The sequence below is a fragment of the Burkholderia sp. AU33423 genome, assembly GCF_002223135.1.
Taxonomy (GTDB): Bacteria; Pseudomonadota; Gammaproteobacteria; order Burkholderiales; family Burkholderiaceae; genus Burkholderia; species Burkholderia lata_D.
Window position 1 is genome coordinate 1,011,437 of record NZ_NKFH01000005.1, and the last position, 18,573, is coordinate 1,030,009.

The following is an 18,573-nucleotide window of genomic DNA, read 5'->3' on the forward strand; positions in this document are numbered from 1 at the left end:
CGCACGCCGTGCGCGGGCCAGACAGACCCTAGCCGCATGACCGAATTCAACGACACCCAACAGCAGCTCTCGAAGTTCCGCCTGCGCGTCGCGGCGGCGGGCGTGTTCGTGTTCGTCTGCTTCGGGCTGCTCGCAAGCCGCTTCTTCTACCTGCAGCTGATGCAGCACGGCAAATACGCGCTGCAGGCCGAGGAAAACCGCATCTCCGTCGCGCCGATCGTGCCGAACCGCGGGATCATCACCGACCGCAACGGCGTGATCCTCGCGAAGAACTATTCGGCCTATACGCTCGAGATCACGCCGTCGAAGCTCGACGACACGCTCGACAACACGATCGACAAGCTGTCCGAGATCATCCCGATCGACGCGCGCGACCGCCGCCGCTTCAAGAAGCTGCAGGAAGACTCGAAGAACTTCGAGAGCCTGCCGATCCGCACGCGCCTCACCGACGCCGAAGTCGCGCGCTTCACCGCGCAGCGCTTCCGCTTCCCCGGCGTCGACGTGCGCGCACGGCTGTTCCGGCAATATCCGCTCGGCACGACGGCCGCGCACGTGATCGGCTACATCGGCCGGATCTCGAAGCGCGACCAGGATCGCATCGACGCGATGAGCGACGACAACGACAGCGATCAGGAAAACTACGATCCGCGCCGCGACGCGAACAACTACAAGGGCACCGACTACATCGGCAAGATCGGTGTCGAGCAGAGCTACGAGACCGAGCTGCACGGGCTGACGGGCTTCGAGGAAGTCGAGGTGACGGCCGGCGGCCGGCCGGTGCGCACGCTGTCGCGCACGCAGGCGACGCCCGGCAACAACCTCGTGCTGTCGCTCGACATCGGGCTGCAGCAGGTGGCCGAGCAGGCGTTCGCCGGCAAGCGCGGCGCGCTGGTCGCGATCGAGCCGAAGACGGGCGACGTGCTCGCGTTCGTGTCGTCGCCGAGCTTCGACCCGAACTCGTTCGTCGACGGCATCGACCAGCAGACCTGGGACGAGCTGAACAACTCGACCGACAAGCCGCTCTTGAACCGCCCGCTGCACGGCACCTACCCGCCCGGCTCGACGTACAAGCCGTTCATGGCGCTCGCCGGCCTGACGCTCGGCAAGCGCACGCCGGGCTGGGGCTTCCAGGATCCCGGTTACTTCACGTTCGGCGGCCACACGTTCCGCAACGACGTGCGCTCGGGCCAGGGCTGGGTCGACATGAACAAGGCGATCATGGTGTCGAACGACACCTACTTCTACATGCTCGCGCGCGACCTCGGCGTGAACTCGATCGCGAACTTCATGAAGCCGTTCGGCTTCGGCCAGATCACCGGGATCGACATCCAGGGCGAGGCGCGCGGGATCCTGCCGTCGACCGACTGGAAGAAGAAGGCGTTCAAGAAGGCCGCGCAGCAGAAGTGGTTCGACGGCGAGACGATCAGCCTCGGGATCGGCCAGGGCTACAACTCGTTCACGATCCTGCAGCTCGCGCACGCGACCGCGACGCTCGCGAACAACGGCGTCGTGATGAAGCCTCACCTCGTGAAGGAAGTCGAGGATCCGATCACGCGCGGGCGCCGCCTGACCGTGCCGAAGGAAAGCGAAACGATCCCGCTCAAGCAGGCCGACATCGACGTCGTGAAGCGCGGGATGGAGAACGTGATCGAGAACCCGTCCGGCACCGCGTACAAGGTGTTCCGCGGCGCGCCGTACCTCGCCGCCGGCAAGACCGGTACCGCGCAGGTGTTCTCGCTGCAAGGCTCCAACTACAAGGGCCACCTGCTCGCCGAGCACCTGCGGGACCACGCGCTGTTCATCGCGTACGCGCCGGTCGACCATCCGCAGATCGCCGTCGCGCTGGTCGTCGAGAACGGTGGCTGGGGTGCGCAGGCCGCCGGCCCGATCGCGCGCCGCGTGCTCGACTTCTACCTCGTCGACCGCCAGAACCCGCAGAACGAGGCCGCGGCCGTGGCTGCCGCGGCGTCGGCGACCGAACCCATCAACGCACCGGTGATCGGCGACGCAAACAAGCCTGCTGCCGTCGCGGCCGGCTTCACCGCGCTGCCGCAGCCAGTCGTGCCGAGCGCGGCCAGCGCGGCGGAAGCGGCATCGGCCGCGGCGGCCTCCGAAGCGTCGGCTGCCGCCGCCGCGAGCGCCGCCCTGCCCGCCAGCGCCAGCGCCGCGGCGCCGAGGGCCGCGAGCCTGCCGCCGATCCGGCGCCCGCACCGGCCGCGCCGGCCCGCCAGCGATGCGCAGCCGCTCGTCGCCACGCCGCGCGACGACAATCACCGTGCAACGGCCCCCGCGAAGGCGGCGGACGCCGGCACCGCTCATTAACGGAGAAAGGCATGCAATTCGACAAGCGCGCCTGGCTCGACAAGATCAAGCAGATGTTCGCGGGCTTCGACCGCCCGCTCGCCCTCATCGTGTTCCTGCTGCTGTGCGTCGGCATCGTCACGCTGTACAGCGCGGCGATCGACATGCCGGGCCGCGTCGAGGACCAGCTGCGCAACATCCTGCTGACGTTCGTGCTGATGTGGGTGATCGCCAACATCCCGCCCACGACGCTGATGCGCTTCGCGGTCCCGCTCTACACGTTCGGGGTCGCGCTATTGGTCGCGGTCGCGCTGTTCGGGATGACCAAGAAGGGCGCGAAGCGCTGGCTGAACGTCGGCGTCGTGATCCAGCCGTCGGAAATCCTCAAGATCGCGACACCGCTGATGCTCGCGTGGTACTACCAGCGCCGTGAAGGCGGGCTGCGCTGGTACGACTTCATCGCCGCGTTCGGGATCCTGCTGGTACCGGTCGGGTTGATCGCGAAGCAGCCCGACCTCGGCACCGGCCTGCTCGTGTTCGCGGCCGGCTTCTTCGTGATCTACCTCGCCGGCCTGTCGTTCAAGCTGATCGTGCCGGTGCTCGTCGCGGGCGTGATCGCGGTCGGCTCGATCGCCGTGTTCGAAGAGCGCATCTGCCAGCCCGAAGTGCAGTGGCCGCTGATGCACGATTACCAGAAGCACCGCGTGTGTACGCTGCTCGACCCGACTTCCGACCCGCTCGGCAAGGGCTTCCACACGATCCAGGCCGTGATCGCGATCGGCTCGGGCGGCGTGCTCGGCAAGGGCTACCTGAAAGGCACGCAGGCGCACCTCGAATTCATTCCGGAGAAGCACACCGACTTCATCTTCGCGGTGTTCTCCGAGGAATGGGGGCTCGTCGGCGGGCTCGTGCTGCTGACGCTGTACATGGCGCTGATCGCACGCGGGCTCTATATCGCCGCGCAGGGCGCGACGTTGTTCGGCCGCCTGCTTGCGGGCTCGCTCACGCTCGCGTTCTTCGTCTATGCGTTCGTCAACATCGGGATGGTGAGCGGCGTGCTGCCGGTCGTCGGCGTGCCGCTGCCGTTCATGAGTTACGGCGGCACCGCGCTCACGACGCTCGGTATCGCGATCGGGATGATCATGAGCGTCGGGCGGCAGCGGCGGTTGATGAAGAGTTGACCGCGCGGCACGCACCGCATAAAGAAAAACGGCGCTTCGGCGCCGTTTTTTTCGACTGCGGATGACAAGCGCGGCCACGCAGTGCCGCGCGGCGCGCGCCCCCGCTCACGGCGGCGGCGCGTGCGCCCCGCCCGGCTCCGCGCCGGCGCCCGATGCCGGCCCCTGCGCCTTCAGCCGCGCGCTCAGCTCCTTGAATTTCAGCCCGGCCGTCTCGTCGCCCTGTGCGGCCGCCGCCGCGTAATACGCCCGCGCGATGTTGAGGTTCTGCGCGACGCCGTCGCCACCGCGCTCGTAGAACGACGCGGTCACGTACTGCGCGGTCGGCTCGCCCGCGTCCGCGGCCTGCTTGTACCACGTGAACGCCTGCCGGTTGTCGCGTGGCGTGCCGCGCCCGTCGAGGAACTGGTTCGCGAGCGACAGCTCGGCCTGCACGTGCCCCTGCTTCGCCGCCCGCAGGAACCAGCGGTGCGCTTCGGCCGGATCGCGCGCGACGAACTCGCCGTCGTCGAACATCCGGCCGTACACGTACTGCGCATGCGACATGTTCGCGTCGGCCGCGCGCTTCAGCCAGCGCAACCCTTCGTCGACGTTCGCGGTCACGCCTTCGCCCGTCAGCAGCATCATCGCGTAGTTGAATTGCGCGAGACGGTCGCCGCGCTCGGCCGCGTCGTGGAACTGCACCAGCGCCGCACGATAGTCGCCGGCGTTGTAGTCGGCGACCGCCGACTGCGTCTCGCGCGACGGATCGGGCTTCGCTTGCGGCGCGCCCTGGGCGGCGGCCGCGATCCACGCGACCCACAGGCCGAGCACCGCGCCGACCTGCCCGCGCCTCCCGATCCCACCCTGCGCGCGCCCACGGCACGCGCCATCGCCACCGTTCATGACCGCACCTCCTGCAGCGCCTGCCGCGTGGCGCGCAACAACCAGCTGACGTCGGCCGACACCGTGATCATCCGGTAGCCGGCCGCGCGATACTGGCGCGCGGCCGCCGTATCACCCGCGAAGATCCCGACCGCGACGCCGGCCTGCCGGCCGGCCGCGAGCACGCGCGCCATCGCGGTTTCGACGTCCGGGTGACGGATGTCGCCAAGGTGCCCGAGGCTCGCCGCAAGATCGGCCGGGCCGACGAACAGGCAATCGATGCCGGGCAGCGCCGCAATTCGCTCGACTTCATCGACGCCGCGCGCCGATTCGATCTGCACGATCACCGCGACCTGCGCATTCGCCGTCTGCACGTAGTCGCGACGCATGCCGAACGCCGCCGCGCGCACCATGCCCGCGACGCCGCGCAGCCCGTCCGGCGATTCGGGCGACGGATAGCGCGTGAGCCGCACCGCGTGCGCGGCGTCGTCGAGCGTCTCGATGCAGGGAAACATCAGCGTGCGCGCGCCCGCATCGAGCGCGCGCTTCACGAGCCACGGCTCACGCGCCGGCACGCGCACGACGGGCTCGCTCGGCAGATGGGCGGCGGCAATCGCGCGCAGCTGCGATGCAACATCGCGGCTGTCGTTCGGTGCGTGCTCCATGTCGATGCAGAGCCAGTCGTAGCCGGCATGCGCGAGCGCTTCCGCGGCCGAGTCGCTGCCGAGCGACAGCCACAGACCGTACAGCGGCTCGTCGCCGTCGCGCAGGCGTTGTTTGAGGGAATTGGTGAGCGTGCTCATCGATACGGCCTCCTGGACGGAACGGCAATCGAACGGGACAAGCAACGGGCAAAGCGGAGCGCGACATGCCGGGCAGCGATGCACGGCGGCGCCAGGACCGGGCCCTGGAACGTTGGTCGGCCGTGGGCGGCCGATCTGACAGCGCCGGCCGCACGACTCGCGCACGGCAGCGTTTTTCGGCGCCACGCAACGATCATAGCGCGGCGTTACGCGGAATGTGGGAACGGACGGGGAGCGAGGCGGGACGAGGCCGCGGGGTGCGGCGTCAGGCAGCCCGCGCCGGCTGGCGGGGCTGCCGGGAAGGCGGGATTAGCGGCCGGGCTGGCGCTCGACGTCGGCCCAGCAGTTCGGCGTTTCGTACAGGCGCACGCGCTCGAGCCGCAGGTTCACGCCGTAGTGCGCGTCGTACACGTTCGCGAGGATGTCGAACGCGATCGCCGCGAGGTTCTCGACGGTCGGAATCCGGTCGATCACGACCGTCTTGTGGTCGGCCATCTGCTCGAGGAACGAGCGCACGACGTCGTCGCGCGCATAGACCAGGAACGCGTGGTCCCACTTGCCGACCAGGTGCTCCATCGCGAGCGCCTTCACGTCGGCGAAATCCATCACCATGCCGCGGTCGGGCGCCCCCTCGGTATCGACGAGATCGCCGCGCAGCGTGACTTCGAGCACGTAGCGATGGCCATGCAGGTTCCGGCACTGGCTGCGGTGGTCGGGAATGCGGTGGCCCGCGTCGAATTCGAGTTTTCGGGTAATCAGCACGATGTCAAAAGCCGGGGCTCAGGGAATGTTCAGATATTTATGGGTCTGCATCGACAGCCGCCACTGCGGATGACGCTTGCACCAGTCGATCGCGAGCTTCGTATTGAGGTCGCGCGACGGGCCGTCCATCGGCTGGACGAGGTAATACTCGAAGTCGAGCTTCGCGTAGTCGGCCAGCCGCTGGTTGTCCTGCGGGATCACGACCTTCAGCTCGTTGCCCTTCGTGACGACGAGCGGCGCGTCGGCCTTCGGGCTCACGCAGATCCAGTCGATCGATTCGAGCACCGGCAGCGAGCCGTTGGTCTCGATCGCGATCTCGAAGCCGGCCGCGTGCAGCGCGTCGACGAGCGGCTGGTCGAGCTGCAGCATCGGCTCGCCGCCCGTGCAGACGACGAAGCGGTGCGCCTCGCCCTCCGGCCACAGGCCGGCGATCGTCGCGACGAGTGCTTCGGCATCCTTGAACTTGCCGCCGTTCTCGCCGTCGGTGCCGACGAAGTCGGTATCGCAGAAGCGGCACACGGCCTCCGCACGATCCTCTTCGCGGCCCGACCACAGGTTGCAGCCGGCGAACCGGCAGAACACGGCCGGCCGGCCCGCGTTCGCGCCCTCGCCCTGCAACGTGTAGAAAATTTCCTTGACCGCGTAAGTCATCGTCCTTCGTCCGGCTCGCGCCGCTCGCTGTCGATCAGAATCCGTTAATCACCAGGCGCTGCCGTTGCTGCTGCATCACAGCGGCGCTTCGGTCACCCGCTCGCCCTTCAGGTACGCCTCGTAACCGCGCTTGCGCAGCTTGCAGGCCGGGCATTCGCCGCAGCCGAAGCCCCAGTCGTGCAGTTCCGCGCGCTCGCCCACGTAGCACGTGTGCGTCTCGACGCGGATCAGTTCGACGAGCGCTTCGCCACCGAGCTGTTCGGCGAGCTGCCAGGTTTGCGCCTTGTCGAGCCACATCAGCGGCGTCTCGAGCACGATGCGGGTATCCATCCCGAGGTTCAGCGCGACCTGCAGCGCCTTCATCGTGTCGTCGCGGCAGTCGGGATAGCCCGAGAAATCCGTCTCGCACATCCCGCCGACCAGCACGCGCAGCCCGCGGCGATAGGCGATCGCCGCGGCGATCGTCATGAACATCAGGTTGCGGCCCGGCACGAACGTGTTGGGCAGGCCGTTCGCCGCCGTCTCGATCTCGATCGTGCGCGTCATCGCGGTATCGCTGATCGCACCGAGCACCGACAGGTCGATCATGTGATCGTCGCCGAGCCGGTCCGACCAGGCGGGAAAGTCACGCTTCAGCGCTTCGCGCACGCCTTCGCGACATTCGAGCTCGACGCGGTGGCGCTGGCCGTAATCGAAGCCGAGCGTCTCGACCGTCTGGTAGCGTTCGAGAGCCCATGCCACGCACGTGGCCGAGTCCTGCCCGCCGGAAAACAACACGAGCGCGCCGTCTTTAGCGTCTGTCCGAATCACCGTGATACTCCGTGAATGTGTAGGCTCGCGTCGCGCTGCGCCCCGGGGCCGGCTGCCGCCGGGCGGCCCGACGCGTGCCGGCCTGGGCCGGCTCGACCAGTATAGGCAGCGCAATCGGCCGCGAACGCGGCGGAGCGCTTATACCGCCCATCGCGCGGCTTCGTTGCCGCGCGCCACGGCGGCGCCACGCTGGCGGCCTGCCGTGCGCATGAAGCGATACGCTAAGTTATTGAGCGGACACGGATTTTATCATGCCCTCACGAACACTGCCGGGCACGCCATGCATCACGCAAACCCCACCACAAACGAAAAACCCCAAGAACCTTCCGATTCTTGGGGTTTTAATTCTGGTGGCCTGGGTCGGAATCGAACCAACGACACGCGGATTTTCAATCCGCTGCTCTACCAACTGAGCTACCGGGCCAACGAAGAAGAGAAAGTATATCCACCCTTCGTTACTTGATCAAGTACTTTCACGAAATATTTTATACGGCGCCTTCGGACGGCTTCTTGCCGAGCTCGACGCCGAGCTGCTTGAGCTTGCGATACAAGTGCGTGCGCTCGAGGCCCGTCTTCTCCGCGACGCGCGTCATGCTGCCGTTTTCGCGCGCGAGGTGATATTCGAAGTACGCGCGCTCGAACGCGTCGCGCGCTTCGCGCAACGGGATGTCGAACGGGATCGCGGCCGTCTGGCCCGCGAGGCCGAGTGCCGAGGCCATGTCGTCGCCGAGCGTCGGCAGCGCGGCCGCGGACGCAACCGCCGCGGGCCCCGCCGCCTGCCCCGCACCGGCCTTCGCCGCCGCGTTCGCGGACACCGGCGCCGCACCGCGTGCGAGACCGTGCTCGACGGACTTCAGCAGCTTCTGCAGCGCGATGGGTTTCTCGAGGAAATCGAGCGCGCCGATCTTCGTCGCCTCGACGGCCGTATCGATCGTCGCGTGCCCGGACATCATGATCACGGGCATCGTCAGCAGCCCCTGCGCCGCCCACTCCTTGAGCAACGTCACGCCGTCGGTATCGGGCATCCAGATATCGAGCAGCACGAGATCGGGCGCCTGATTCAACCGGTATTCCCGCGCGGCCTGCGCGTTCTCCGCCGCCTCGACGACGTGTCCTTCATCGCTGAGGATCTCCGAGAGCAATTCCCGGATGCCCATTTCATCATCTACCACCAGGATGGTTGCCATTTACGCTGCCTTTGTCTGCTCACTTGCTTTTGTCTTGGCGGGGGCCGCCCCGTCCTGCACGCCCGATTCGGCGCCTGGCGCATCGCTCGCCATCTGCAGGAACAGGATCGACACCTGCGCACCCTCGACGGTCTCGCCGTGCATGCGATTGCGCAGATCGATCCGCGCACCGTGCTCATCGACGATCTTCTTGACCGTGGCCAACCCCAGACCCGTGCCCTTCGCCTTCGTCGTCACATAAGGCTCGAACGCGCGGGTCAGGATGCGCGCCGGAAAACCGGGCCCGTTGTCGGACACGGTAAGACGTACCGCGACGCGCGTTTTGCCCTCGGCGTCGGGATCGCCATATTCTACTGTCTTGGTTTCGATCAACACACGCGGATGCGGCGACTCCGCGACCGAATCCTGCGCATTCTGCAGCAGGTTGTGTATCACCTGGCGCAGTTGCGTCGCGTCACCGCGTATCACCGGCAGCGACGGCGCGAGCTCGGCGACGATCGCGCTCTTGCCTTCGCCCACACCATACAGCCCGAGCACCTCGCTCGCCAGTTCGTTCAACTGCAGGTTCGAGAGCACCGCCGGCGGCGTGCGCGCGTATTCGCGAAAATCGTCGACCATCCGCTTCATCGCGGCGACCTGATTGACGATCATCGTCGCGCCGCGCTTGAGCACATCGGCATCGGGCGGTGCGAGCTTGTCGGAGAGCTTCATCTGCAGCCGCTCCGCCGACAGCTGAATCGGCGTCAGCGGATTCTTGATCTCGTGCGCGAGCCGGCGTGCGACCTCGCCCCACGCGACCGAACGCTGCGCGGAAATCACGTCGGAGATGTCGTCGAACACGACGACGTAACCGGACGTCTGCGGATCGTCGGCCTGCCCCTCGACCGTCGACACGAGGCGCGTGCCGCGCACGAGCAAGGTCAGCGGATCGGCTTCGCCCGGCACCTCGATCGCGAACTGCTGCTGCCAGTGGCCGCGATCGCCGCTGCCGCCGTCGGATGCCGCCTCGCGATCGGCGAACGCCTTGCGCACCATCGCGCCGAACCCGGCGGCCACGCCGATCCGGTCGAGCGTCGTGCCGATCAGCGTGTTGAACGGCTGCCGGAAGATCCGCTCGGCGCCGCGATTGGCCGTCGTCAGCCGGAACTGGCGGTCGAGCACGAACACGCCGGCCGTCAGGTTCGCGAGGATGCTCTCGAGATACGTCTTCGAATGCTCGAGCGCGACGCGGTTCTTCTCGACCGCGAGCCGCGCCTCGGACAACTGACGCGTCATCGCATTGAACGACTGCGTGAGGAAGCCGAGTTCGTCGCGCGTCTTGATCTCGCGCTTCGGCGTGTAGTCGCCTTCCGTGACCTCCTTCGTGCCCTGCGCGAGCAGGAACAGCGGCCGCGCGAGCTGCTGGCCGAGCGCGAGCGCGAGCATCATCGCGATGAAGGTCGCGAGGAACAGCGCAAGCGTGAGCGTGCCGATGTACATCTTGCGCAGCCCCGTGCGGCCGAGCGACTTTTCCTGGTACTCGCGATACGCGCGCTGCACGGCGTCCGCGTTGTGGGCAAGCGTCGGCGGCACCGGCTGCGTGAGCTGCAGGAAGCGTTCCGCCGGCTGCAGCAGCGACGTCGACGCATCGGGAATCGGCCGCACGACGCGCAACCGCAGCGCGCCCTTCGCGCCATGCGCGCGCGGGTCGCCGTCGACTTCACCCTCGATCGCCGCGTACGCGCCGTGTTCGCGCGCCTGGTTCAGCATCAGCGGCGTCGGCAGGTCGTCCGGAATCAGTGCCGCGAAATTGCCCGACGCCTGCGCGACGATGTGCAGGTCGGGCGCCGCACCCGAACCGCCGCGGCTCGGCTCGACGATCGTCGCATCCTGCACGCCGAACTGGTCGCGCAAGCGCAGCAGCGTGAGCGTCGTGCCGTTCGTGTTCGCATCGACGCTCGCGAGCTGGTCGGACATCAGCCGCGCCTTCGTCTGCAGATCGGACAGCGAAGCATCGAGCATCCCGCGGCCGAGGTTCAGGCCGGCCGTCAGCGCCGTCTCGACGTTCACGTCGAACCACGACTCGATACTGCGCGACACGAACTGGTACGAGACGATGTAGATGATCCCGCCCGGCACCACGCCGACGAGCGCGAAGAACACCGCGAGCTTCGCGAGCAGCCGCGTGCCGAACTTGCCCTTCCTCAGGCGCACGACGATCATCCCGATCAGCCCGAGCACCACGAGCAGGAACACGAGCGCGACGACGATGTTCGTCGCGTACAGCCACGAGTAGTAGCGGTCGAAGAATTCGGTGTTCGCGCTCGCGGCCGCGAGCAGCACGAGCAGCAGCAGCGCGGTCAGCGCGACCGTCGAGACGATCACGCGGATGAGGAGGCTCTTCCCGCTGGCCGCGCGGCGCACTTTATTTAGCACGTTCGGTCACCGTGAAGTTGAAGCGCTTCCAGTCCGACCCGAGCGTCCAGTCGCGGTTGTTCACGGCATCGACCTGGAACGGCTTCGGCATCAGCGCCGTATCGAGCTGCATCCGCACCGATGCCATGTAGGTTTCACCCGCGCGCACCTGGTTGCGGTCGATCACGTGCCACGACGTGATGTGGCGGACCACCGCGAGCGCATCCTTCAGCGACGGGAAGCCGAGCTGCAAGCCGCCCGTCGACACGCGGTACTCGCGCGTGAGCGGCTGGAACGACAGGCGGATCGTCTGCGTGACCGCCACCGGCTGCTCGTCGAACCAGTACCAGCGTGCACGGCTCAACTCGAAGTCGGTCGTGAAATAAAGCGGAATGCCCTTGTTGACGGCATCCTCGAGGTTCGGGTTCAGCTCGAAATCGAAGCGTGCGTCGAGCGCCCAGCCGCTTCCGTCAGACTGGAGCGACGCGCGCTGCACGGCGATCGACTCGGCGTGCGCCGGCCGGACGACAGCCAGGCACAGCGTCAACACGACCATCAGGACGGCCGCGAGCCGAAGTGGAAAAAGGTGTTTGATCGTCACCGTTTCTGAAACCGCGCGTAGAAAAATCCGTCGTGATCGGTGTTCTGGTCGAGTGCGCCGGCGGCCGCCCCTCCCTGCACTCCGCCCGGCAGCAGCTGGCCGGGGGCGTCCAATCGTACCGCATCTTCACAAGCCGCTTCAAACCAGCGGGCCTGCAATTCGCCTTCCTCGGGGAAGACCGAACAGGTCACGTAAAGCAGTTCGCCGCCCGGCTTCACGAGCGGCCACAACGCCACCAGGATGCGGCGCTGCTCCGCGACGAGCGCCGGGATGTCGGCCTCGCGGCGCAGCCAGCGAATGTCGGGGTGCCGGCGCACGATGCCGGACGCCGAGCACGGCACGTCGGCAAGGATGCGGTCGAATGGGCGCCCGTCGTACCACGCGTCGGGGGCACCCGCATCGCCGACACGCACGTCCGCTTCGAGCGACAGCCGCACGAGGTTCTCGCCGATCCGTGCCGCGCGCGCGGCGTCGCTTTCCAGCGCGACGACGTCCGCATCGGCCAGTTCGAGAATATGGCCGGTCTTGCCGCCGGGCGCCGCGCATGCGTCGAGCACGCGCATGCCGTCGCGCGCACCGAGCCATTCGGCTGCGAGCTGCGCGCCGGCGTCCTGCACCGACACGACGCCGTCGGCAAACCCCGGAATGCGATCGACCGGCAGCGCCGACGCGAGCCGCACTGCATGCCGGCCGATCGCGGTCGCTTCGATCCCGTTCTCGCGCAGCGTATCGAGATACGCGTCGACGCTCGCGCGGCGCGCGTTCACGCGCAGCGTCAGCGGCCCTTGCCGCTCGCCGGCCGCGAGGATCGCCTGCCATGCGTCGGGCCAGGCGCGCTGCACCGAATCGACCCACCACGCGCGGTAGTTCCAGCGCGCGACGACATCGTCCTGCAGCGCCGCGACGAGTACGTCGCGCTCGCGCAGGAAACGGCGCAGCACCGCGTTGACCATCCCCTTCGCGAACGCGCATTCGCGGCGTGCGCCGATCACGGTCACGGCCTGGTCGACCACCGTGAACGCCGGATACGCGGCCTCGTCCGCCGCGTCGAGCAGCAGCGCGAACGCACCGGCGAGCACCGCGTGCACGTAGGCGGGCGGCGCCTTGCTGATGAGCCGGCCGATCAGCCAGTCCGCGCTGCCGAGGCGGCGCATCGTCCGGTAGGCAACGTCCTGCGTCGCTCCGCGCGCGAGCGCCTGCGCACCGGACGGCATTTGCGCGAATACCGCCGACAGCGCCGCCGGCAGCGCGGTGCCGCGCCGCACCGCATCGACCGCCTGCGCGGCCGCGTCGAGGGCGAAGCCGAGCGAATCGGGCGCGAGATGCAGCGTGGACAGGCGCGCCGGGCGGCCGGAAGAAGACGGAGCGGTAGAACGGGTTCGTGTCATCGGAGCAAATTCGGCAAACAAGCGCGGCAAACGGGCACAGCAAGCAAATGCGGCAAACGGCGGGGTCGCGGCGCCCGTGGGCCCTGCAATCCCAAACCGGGCATTGTAGCGTGCGATGCTGCAGGCCCTTTGGCCCCTTTACGGCACGCGCAAATGAAACACCCCGCAGCGCGAAGCGTGCGGGGTGGTGTGGGTGGTGTGGGTGGTGTGGGTGGTGTGGGTGGTGTGGGTGGTGCGGGTGGTGCGGCGGCCCCCGCGCGGCAACTGCCGCACGGCGTGCCGTGGCTTAGTCGAAGCGGCCGGTACGCGCCATCTCCATCAGGCGCGCGATGCGCTCCTCGGTGGCCGGGTGCGTCGAGAACAGATTCTGCAGGCCGCCGCCGTGCAGCGGGTTCATGATCATCATCTGCGCGGTGGCCGGATGCTGCTCGGCCGCCTGGAACGGGATGCCCGCCGCATAGCGATGGATCTTGTCGAGCGCGGTCGCGAGCGCTTGCGGATCGCCGGAAATCTGCGCGCCGCCGCGGTCGGCCTCGAACTCGCGTGCCCGCGAAATCGCCATCTGGATCAACGCGCCTGCGATCGGTGCGAGCAGCGCGACCGCGATACCCGCGATCGGGTTGGCCGGCCGGCCATTCTCGTCCCGCCCGCCAAAGAACATCGCGAAGTTCGCGATGGCCGAGATCGCGCCCGCCATCGTCGCGGTGATCGTCGAGATCAGGATGTCGCGGTGCTTCACGTGTGCGAGCTCGTGCGCCATCACGCCGCGCATCTCGCGCTCCGACAGCACGCGCAGGATGCCCGTCGTGGCGGCGACCGCCGCGTGCTCGGGGTTGCGGCCCGTTGCGAACGCGTTCGGCGCATCCTCGTTGATCAGGTAGACGCGCGGCATCGGCAGGTTCGCGCGCGTGGCCAGCTCGCGCACCATCCGGTAGAACTGCGGCGCCGTGTTCTCGTCGACTTCCTGCGCGTTGTACATGCGCAGCACCATCTTGTCCGAGAACCAGTAAGAGAAGAAATTCATGCCGAGCGCGAACAGCAGCGCGATCGTCATGCCCCGCGAGCCGCCGATCATCCCGCCGATCACGATGAACAGGGCCGTGATCGCGGCCATCAGCATCGCCGTTTTGACCCAATTGAACATACCCACTCCTTATCCGTCAGGGGACCCGCCGCGCATCAAAGGGCACGGCGGAAAATTGTAAGCGTTTTGTTAGATAAGGTCTTGCCGGAAAAATTCAATCTCACCGTTGCGATGTTGCAAGACGAAGCCCGAGGCCGACGAAAGCGCTGCCGACCGTGCGGTCGAGCCACTTCTTGACGCCCGGCTTGCCGGAGAAGCGCGCGGTGACACTGCCCGCGACCCACGCGACGAGGCTGGTCCATACCGTGCTCATCGCAACGAACACGCCGCCGAGGGTCAGGAACGCCAATGCCTTGTGCGGGCTCTCGGCCGCCACGAACTGCGGGAAGAACGACACGAAGAACAGCACGACCTTCGGGTTCAGCACGTTGGTCCAGAAGCCCTGCATGAACAGCTGGCGCAGCGGCTTCGCGGCTTGCGTGGCCGCCGTGCCCGACGGCTCGGCCGCCTGCTTCGCGATGATCATCCGCACGCCCAGGTAGATCAGGTAGGCGGCGCCGACCAGCTTGATCACCGTGAATGCGGCAGCCGACGCCGCGAGCAGCGCGGTCAGGCCGAATGCGCAGGCGAGCGCGTGAACGCAGCAGCCGGCCGAAATGCCGAGGGCCGACATCAGCCCCGCGCCGCGGCCCTGCGCGACGCTGCGGCCGACGATATAGGCCGTATCGGGGCCAGGCGTGATGTTCAGCAGGAAGACTGCCAGCACGAAGAAGCCGAAATGGGTGATGCCGAACATGAAAACCTCGAAACCGGAGAGCGCAGGGAAATTCTACGCGCCCCTGCCGCGCCGCGCGACTCGGCCATCCGGCCGATTGCGCATGCCCGGCAGGCCGTGTCGAATGGCGGTCAGGCCGCGTCAGGCAACGTCGGTCAGCGCGAAACGCTGGCCTGCGGCGAGCGGCGAGCCGGCCAGGAATTCGCGCGCGGGCAGCCGCTTGCCGCCCGGCTTCTGCAACTGCGTGACGCGCAGCGCACCGCTGCCGCATGCGACGACCACGCCTTCCGGCGCGGCTTCGACGATCGTGCCGGGTGCTGCGTCGCCGCGCGCCGCCACCGGCTCGGCTGCCCACAGCTTGATCGCCGCGCCGTCGAGCGTCGCGACGCCGCCCGGGAACGGATCGAATGCGCGCACCTGGCGCGCAAGCACGTCGGCCGGCTTGCGCCAGTCGAGCGCTGCTTCGTGCTTGCCGATCTTTTCCGCATAGGTCACGCCGTCGGCCGGTTGCGGCGTCGCCGGCAGCACGCCGTCGCGCTCGAGCTTCACGAGCGCGTCGACGATCAGTCGCGCGCCTTCGGCGGCGAGCCGGTCGTGCAGCGTCGCGGTCGTCTCGTCGGGCGCGATCGCGATGCGCGCTTCCTCGATCATCGCGCCGGTGTCGAGGCCGATATCCATCTGCATCAGCGTGACGCCCGTCTCGGCGTCGCCGGCCTCGATCGCGCGGTGGATCGGCGCGGCGCCGCGCCAGCGCGGCAGCAACGACGCGTGAATGTTGATGCAGCCGTCGCGCGGAATGTCGAGCACTTCCTGCGGCAGCAGCAGGCCGTATGCGGCGACCACCATCACGTCGTGCGGCGTCGAGCGCAGCAGCTCGATCGCGTCGGCCGCCTCGGCCGGGTACTTGCCCGCGCGGCGCAGCGACGGCGGTTGCGCGACGGGCATCCCGTGCTCGACCGCGTAGCGCTTCACCGCGCTCGCCTGCAGTTTCATCCCGCGCCCGGCAGGGCGATCGGGCTGGGTAAGCACGAGCGGCACCGGAAAACCGGCCTCGTGGATCGCGGCGAGGGCAGCCGCGGCGAATTCCGGCGTGCCGGCAAAAACTACGCGCAACGTATGGGTCATGACAGCGTTCGGGGTCGGGCTGGGCGAACGCGCGTTACATCGCGCGTTCGAGTTTCTTCATCTTCGTCTTGATGCGCGTCTGCTTGAGCGGCGACAGGTATTCGACGAACACGCGCCCCATCAGGTGATCCATCTCGTGCTGGACGCACACGGCCAGCAGGCCCTCGCAGTCGAGCTCGAAAGGCTCGCCCTGCTCGTTGAGCGCACGCACGCGCACATGATCGGGACGCTCGACTTCGTCGTAGATGCCGGGCACCGACAGGCAGCCCTCTTCATAGATCTGCTTCTCGTCGCTCGACCACACGATCTCGGGGTTGATGAACGCGCGCAGCTCGTTCTTCTCCTCGGAGACGTCGATCACGATCACGCGCTCGTGCACGTCGACCTGCGTGGCCGCAAGGCCGATGCCCGGCGCCGCGTACATGGTCTCGGCCATGTCGGCGACGAGCTTGCGGATCCGGTCGTCGACCTTGTCGACGGGCTTCGCGACCTTGTGCAGCCGCTTGTCGGGGTAATGAAGAATATTGAGTAAAGCCATGGCGTTCGGTATTCGGTGGAGCGGCGTGCCGCATCGGCCATCCGGCCGGCTGGCGCTGCCGCCGGGATGCAATGAAGATGAGGCGGACGCGCGGAGAATCAATGCCGCGGATCACGCCTCCTGCAATTGGCCGGGCGCCTGCGCGCGCGGCCCTGTCGAGTATTTCGGATGATGAAAATTTTATCATGGCGCCACGCGGTCCGCTGGCCACCGCATTCGAGGGGCGCCTCATGTCGCCGCAAGCGCTGACCACCTCCGCTGTGCGCGCGTGGCTGCAGCTCGCGCATGCGCCCGGCCTCGCCCCCGCCGCGCTGCAGGCACTGCTCGATGCGTTCGGCTCGCCGGACGCGCTGCTGCGAGCGCCCGACCACGCCATCGCCGCCGTAACCAGCGCCGCCGCCGCCCTGGCCGTGCGCGCAAGCGAGCGCGGCGATCTCGACGCGCGCACCGACGCCGCGCTTGCGTGGCTCGATGCGCCGGGCAACGCACTCGTCACGCTGAACGATCCGGCCTACCCGCCGCGGCTGCGCGACCTGCACGATCCGCCGCTGCTGCTATATGTAAAGGGCCGGCTCGACCTGCTGCACGCGCGCAGTCTCGCCGTGGTCGGCAGTCGTCACGCCACGCCGCAGGGGCTCGCCGACGCCACGCGGTTCGCCCGCGAACTGTCCGACGCCGGGCTGCCGATCGTGTCGGGCCTCGCGCTAGGGATCGACGCCGCCGCACATCGTGGCGGGCTCGACGGCCGGTCGGGCACGGTCGCGGTGATCGCGACCGGCGCCGATCTCGTCTATCCGGCGCGGCACCGCGCACTCGCCCACGAGATCGCCGCACACGGCGCGATCGTGTCGGAATGGCCGCTCGGCACGCCGGCCCGCGCCGCCCACTTCCCGCAGCGCAACCGGCTGATCGCCGCGCTCGCGGTCGGCGCGCTCGTCGTCGAGGCCGCGCCGCGCTCCGGCTCGCTGATCACCGCGCGGCTCGCGAACGAACTGGGGCGCGATGTGTTCGCGATGCCGGGCTCGATCCATGCGCCGCTGGCACAGGGCTGCCATGCATTGATCCGCGACGGCGCGAAGCTGACGGCAGCGCCGCTCGACGTGCTCGAGGAATACGGGCTGGGCGAATCGAAAGCCGGCGTCGCAGGCGGTGCGGCGTGTTCCGGGCATCCGTGCGCGGACACCGGAGACCTCCGCGAAACCGAAGCCGCCGTTCAGCGTGCCGCTACCGGTGTTATCCAAACCGGCGACGCCGTTCCGGCCACCGCACCCGCCCGAGACGAAGCACCACCGGCAGCGCCACCGCTGCCCGCCACCCCATCCGAACAGGCCCTGCTTGCCGCATTGGGATACGGCCCCGTCACCTACGAATGGCTCGCCGAGCACAGCGGCCTGCCTGACGACGTGCTGCACCGCGCGCTGCTTGCGCTGGAACTGGCCGGCCGCGTCGCCAGCCTCCCCGGCGGACGCTTCGCACGGCTTGACGCAGCAAGCACCCCGCCCGTGCACGGCATGCTACATTCCCCCGCATAGGGGCGGCCTGGCCGCCGACGATATCCAAGGAAACCCATGCCCGCGCTGAATCTCGACACCGATGCGGATCGGATCGCCGAGCGCCTCGCCGATCCCGGCACGTTGCTCGTCGCCTGCCTTTGCGCCGAGTGGTGCGGCACGTGCCGCGACTACCGGACGGCCTTCGACCAGCTCGCCGACGCCCATCCGGACGCCTGCTTCGCCTGGATCGACATCGAAACGCATGCCGACCAGCTCGACGATCTCGACGTCGAGAACTTCCCGACGATCCTGATCGAAGATACCCACACCGCCCGCTTCTTCGGCACGGTGCTGCCGCATGCGGCGATCGTCGAGCGGATGCTGTCCGACCTGAGCGCGGTACCCGGTGCGCCGCACGCACCGAAATTGCGCAACATCCTGGCCGTCGAAGCCTGAATTCGCGAGCCGGCCCGGTGGTTTCGCGCACATTTGCGCGCCCCGCCGCGCCGGGCGCTTGCCGCCGTTGCAGCCCCCCTCTATGATGAGCCGCTTTTTGCACGCCGAGCCGCCATCGCTGCGGCGTGTGCTATAAAGCGGTCGTAAAAGGGACCCACAACCG

17 protein-coding genes and 1 tRNA gene are annotated in these 18,573 nt (G+C 68.2%); 4 read left to right on the top strand and 14 right to left on the bottom strand.

The features are described 5' to 3' along the window. The first annotated feature begins 36 nt into the window (after positions 1–36). Together mrdA and rodA are read left to right on the top strand one after the other, a co-directional pair. Positions 37–2,322, top strand: a complete 2,286-nt coding sequence (gene mrdA, locus CFB50_RS17300; protein ID WP_089446635.1) for a penicillin-binding protein 2 — start codon at positions 37–39, stop codon at positions 2,320–2,322. Between the two features lie 11 nt (positions 2,323–2,333). Next, the gene (gene rodA, locus CFB50_RS17305) at positions 2,334–3,482 is read left to right on the top strand and encodes a rod shape-determining protein RodA (protein WP_039353786.1); all 1,149 of its coding nucleotides are present in this window, start codon (positions 2,334–2,336) and stop codon (positions 3,480–3,482) included. Positions 3,483–3,587: 105 nt separating this feature from the next. Here the strand turns inward: rodA and CFB50_RS17310 are convergent, their stop codons facing one another. The 14 genes from CFB50_RS17310 to def all read right to left on the bottom strand — a co-directional run bounded on the left by CFB50_RS17310 (position 3,588) and on the right by def (position 16,461). Beyond that, entirely contained in the window at positions 3,588–4,364 is a 777-nt protein-coding gene (locus CFB50_RS17310; protein ID WP_089446636.1) for a tetratricopeptide repeat protein, read from the bottom strand. After that, a complete protein-coding gene (locus tag CFB50_RS17315; protein WP_089446637.1) occupies positions 4,361–5,146 on the bottom strand; it encodes an HpcH/HpaI aldolase family protein in 786 nt (261 codons plus the stop codon). Before CFB50_RS17315 ends, CFB50_RS17310 begins: the two co-directional genes overlap by 4 nt. A 309-nt stretch (positions 5,147–5,455) precedes the next feature. Further along, entirely contained in the window at positions 5,456–5,908 is a 453-nt protein-coding gene (queD, locus tag CFB50_RS17320; protein ID WP_011353563.1) for a 6-carboxytetrahydropterin synthase QueD, read from the bottom strand. 18 nt (positions 5,909–5,926) lie between these two features. Continuing rightward, positions 5,927–6,559, bottom strand: a complete 633-nt coding sequence (queE, locus tag CFB50_RS17325; protein ID WP_011353564.1) for a 7-carboxy-7-deazaguanine synthase — start codon at positions 6,557–6,559, stop codon at positions 5,927–5,929. A 75-nt stretch (positions 6,560–6,634) separates the two neighbouring features. Beyond that, positions 6,635–7,369, bottom strand: coding sequence for a 7-cyano-7-deazaguanine synthase QueC (queC, locus tag CFB50_RS17330; RefSeq protein WP_014895698.1), 735 nt, complete (start codon positions 7,367–7,369; stop codon positions 6,635–6,637). 348 nt (positions 7,370–7,717) lie between these two features. Then, a tRNA-Phe gene (locus tag CFB50_RS17335) sits at positions 7,718–7,793 on the bottom strand. 61 nt (positions 7,794–7,854) lie between these two features. Then, entirely contained in the window at positions 7,855–8,556 is a 702-nt protein-coding gene (gene esaR / locus CFB50_RS17340; RefSeq protein ID WP_021163978.1) for a response regulator transcription factor EsaR, read from the bottom strand. Further along, on the bottom strand, positions 8,557–10,971 hold the full coding sequence (gene esaS, locus CFB50_RS17345; RefSeq protein WP_089446638.1) for a sensor histidine kinase EsaS: 2,415 nt from the start codon (positions 10,969–10,971) through the stop codon (positions 8,557–8,559). Then, a complete protein-coding gene (locus CFB50_RS17350; protein WP_089446639.1) occupies positions 10,961–11,551 on the bottom strand; it encodes a DUF4390 domain-containing protein in 591 nt (196 codons plus the stop codon). The genes esaS and CFB50_RS17350 overlap by 11 nt, the downstream gene beginning before the upstream one ends. Next, positions 11,548–12,939: a 16S rRNA (cytosine(967)-C(5))-methyltransferase RsmB gene (rsmB, locus tag CFB50_RS17355; protein WP_089446640.1), complete on the bottom strand. Its 1,392-nt coding sequence runs from the start codon at positions 12,937–12,939 to the stop codon at positions 11,548–11,550. Before rsmB ends, CFB50_RS17350 begins: the two co-directional genes overlap by 4 nt. Positions 12,940–13,225: 286 nt before the next feature. Beyond that, the gene (gene htpX, locus CFB50_RS17360; protein ID WP_089446641.1) at positions 13,226–14,083 is read right to left on the bottom strand and encodes a zinc metalloprotease HtpX; all 858 of its coding nucleotides are present in this window, start codon (positions 14,081–14,083) and stop codon (positions 13,226–13,228) included. A gap of 100 nt (positions 14,084–14,183) precedes the next feature. Continuing rightward, the gene (locus CFB50_RS17365) at positions 14,184–14,819 is read right to left on the bottom strand and encodes a LysE family translocator (protein WP_089446642.1); all 636 of its coding nucleotides are present in this window, start codon (positions 14,817–14,819) and stop codon (positions 14,184–14,186) included. A gap of 120 nt (positions 14,820–14,939) precedes the next feature. Beyond that, on the bottom strand, positions 14,940–15,923 hold the full coding sequence (fmt, locus tag CFB50_RS17370; RefSeq protein WP_089446643.1) for a methionyl-tRNA formyltransferase: 984 nt from the start codon (positions 15,921–15,923) through the stop codon (positions 14,940–14,942). A gap of 34 nt (positions 15,924–15,957) precedes the next feature. After that, positions 15,958–16,461, bottom strand: a complete 504-nt coding sequence (def, locus tag CFB50_RS17375; RefSeq protein ID WP_089446644.1) for a peptide deformylase — start codon at positions 16,459–16,461, stop codon at positions 15,958–15,960. 185 nt (positions 16,462–16,646) lie between these two features. Between def and dprA the strand changes: the two genes are divergently transcribed. Together dprA and CFB50_RS17385 are read left to right on the top strand one after the other, a co-directional pair. Next, on the top strand, positions 16,647–17,993 hold the full coding sequence (gene dprA / locus CFB50_RS17380; protein WP_256979099.1) for a DNA-processing protein DprA: 1,347 nt from the start codon (positions 16,647–16,649) through the stop codon (positions 17,991–17,993). Between the two features lie 36 nt (positions 17,994–18,029). Further along, positions 18,030–18,410, top strand: coding sequence for a thioredoxin family protein (locus CFB50_RS17385; RefSeq protein ID WP_039353754.1), 381 nt, complete (start codon positions 18,030–18,032; stop codon positions 18,408–18,410). Positions 18,411–18,573: the final 163 nt, after the last annotated feature.

Excerpts from the sequence above, each read along its gene's own strand:
- mrdA (WP_089446635.1), top strand. The coding sequence starts at position 37 with ATGACCGAATTCAACGACACCCAACAGCAGCTCTCGAAGTTCCGCCTG.
- rodA (WP_039353786.1), top strand. The coding sequence starts at position 2,334 with ATGCAATTCGACAAGCGCGCCTGGCTCGACAAGATCAAGCAGATGTTC.
- CFB50_RS17310 (WP_089446636.1), bottom strand. The coding sequence starts at position 4,364 with ATGAACGGTGGCGATGGCGCGTGCCGTGGGCGCGCGCAGGGTGGGATC.
- CFB50_RS17315 (WP_089446637.1), bottom strand. The coding sequence starts at position 5,146 with ATGAGCACGCTCACCAATTCCCTCAAACAACGCCTGCGCGACGGCGAC.
- queE (WP_011353564.1), bottom strand. The coding sequence starts at position 6,559 with ATGACTTACGCGGTCAAGGAAATTTTCTACACGTTGCAGGGCGAGGGC.
- esaR (WP_021163978.1), bottom strand. The coding sequence starts at position 8,556 with ATGGCAACCATCCTGGTGGTAGATGATGAAATGGGCATCCGGGAATTG.
- rsmB (WP_089446640.1), bottom strand. The coding sequence starts at position 12,939 with ATGACACGAACCCGTTCTACCGCTCCGTCTTCTTCCGGCCGCCCGGCG.
- htpX (WP_089446641.1), bottom strand. The coding sequence starts at position 14,083 with ATGTTCAATTGGGTCAAAACGGCGATGCTGATGGCCGCGATCACGGCC.
- CFB50_RS17365 (WP_089446642.1), bottom strand. The coding sequence starts at position 14,819 with ATGTTCGGCATCACCCATTTCGGCTTCTTCGTGCTGGCAGTCTTCCTG.
- fmt (WP_089446643.1), bottom strand. The coding sequence starts at position 15,923 with ATGACCCATACGTTGCGCGTAGTTTTTGCCGGCACGCCGGAATTCGCC.
- def (WP_089446644.1), bottom strand. The coding sequence starts at position 16,461 with ATGGCTTTACTCAATATTCTTCATTACCCCGACAAGCGGCTGCACAAG.
- dprA (WP_256979099.1), top strand. The coding sequence starts at position 16,647 with ATGGCGCCACGCGGTCCGCTGGCCACCGCATTCGAGGGGCGCCTCATG.
- CFB50_RS17385 (WP_039353754.1), top strand. The coding sequence starts at position 18,030 with ATGCCCGCGCTGAATCTCGACACCGATGCGGATCGGATCGCCGAGCGC.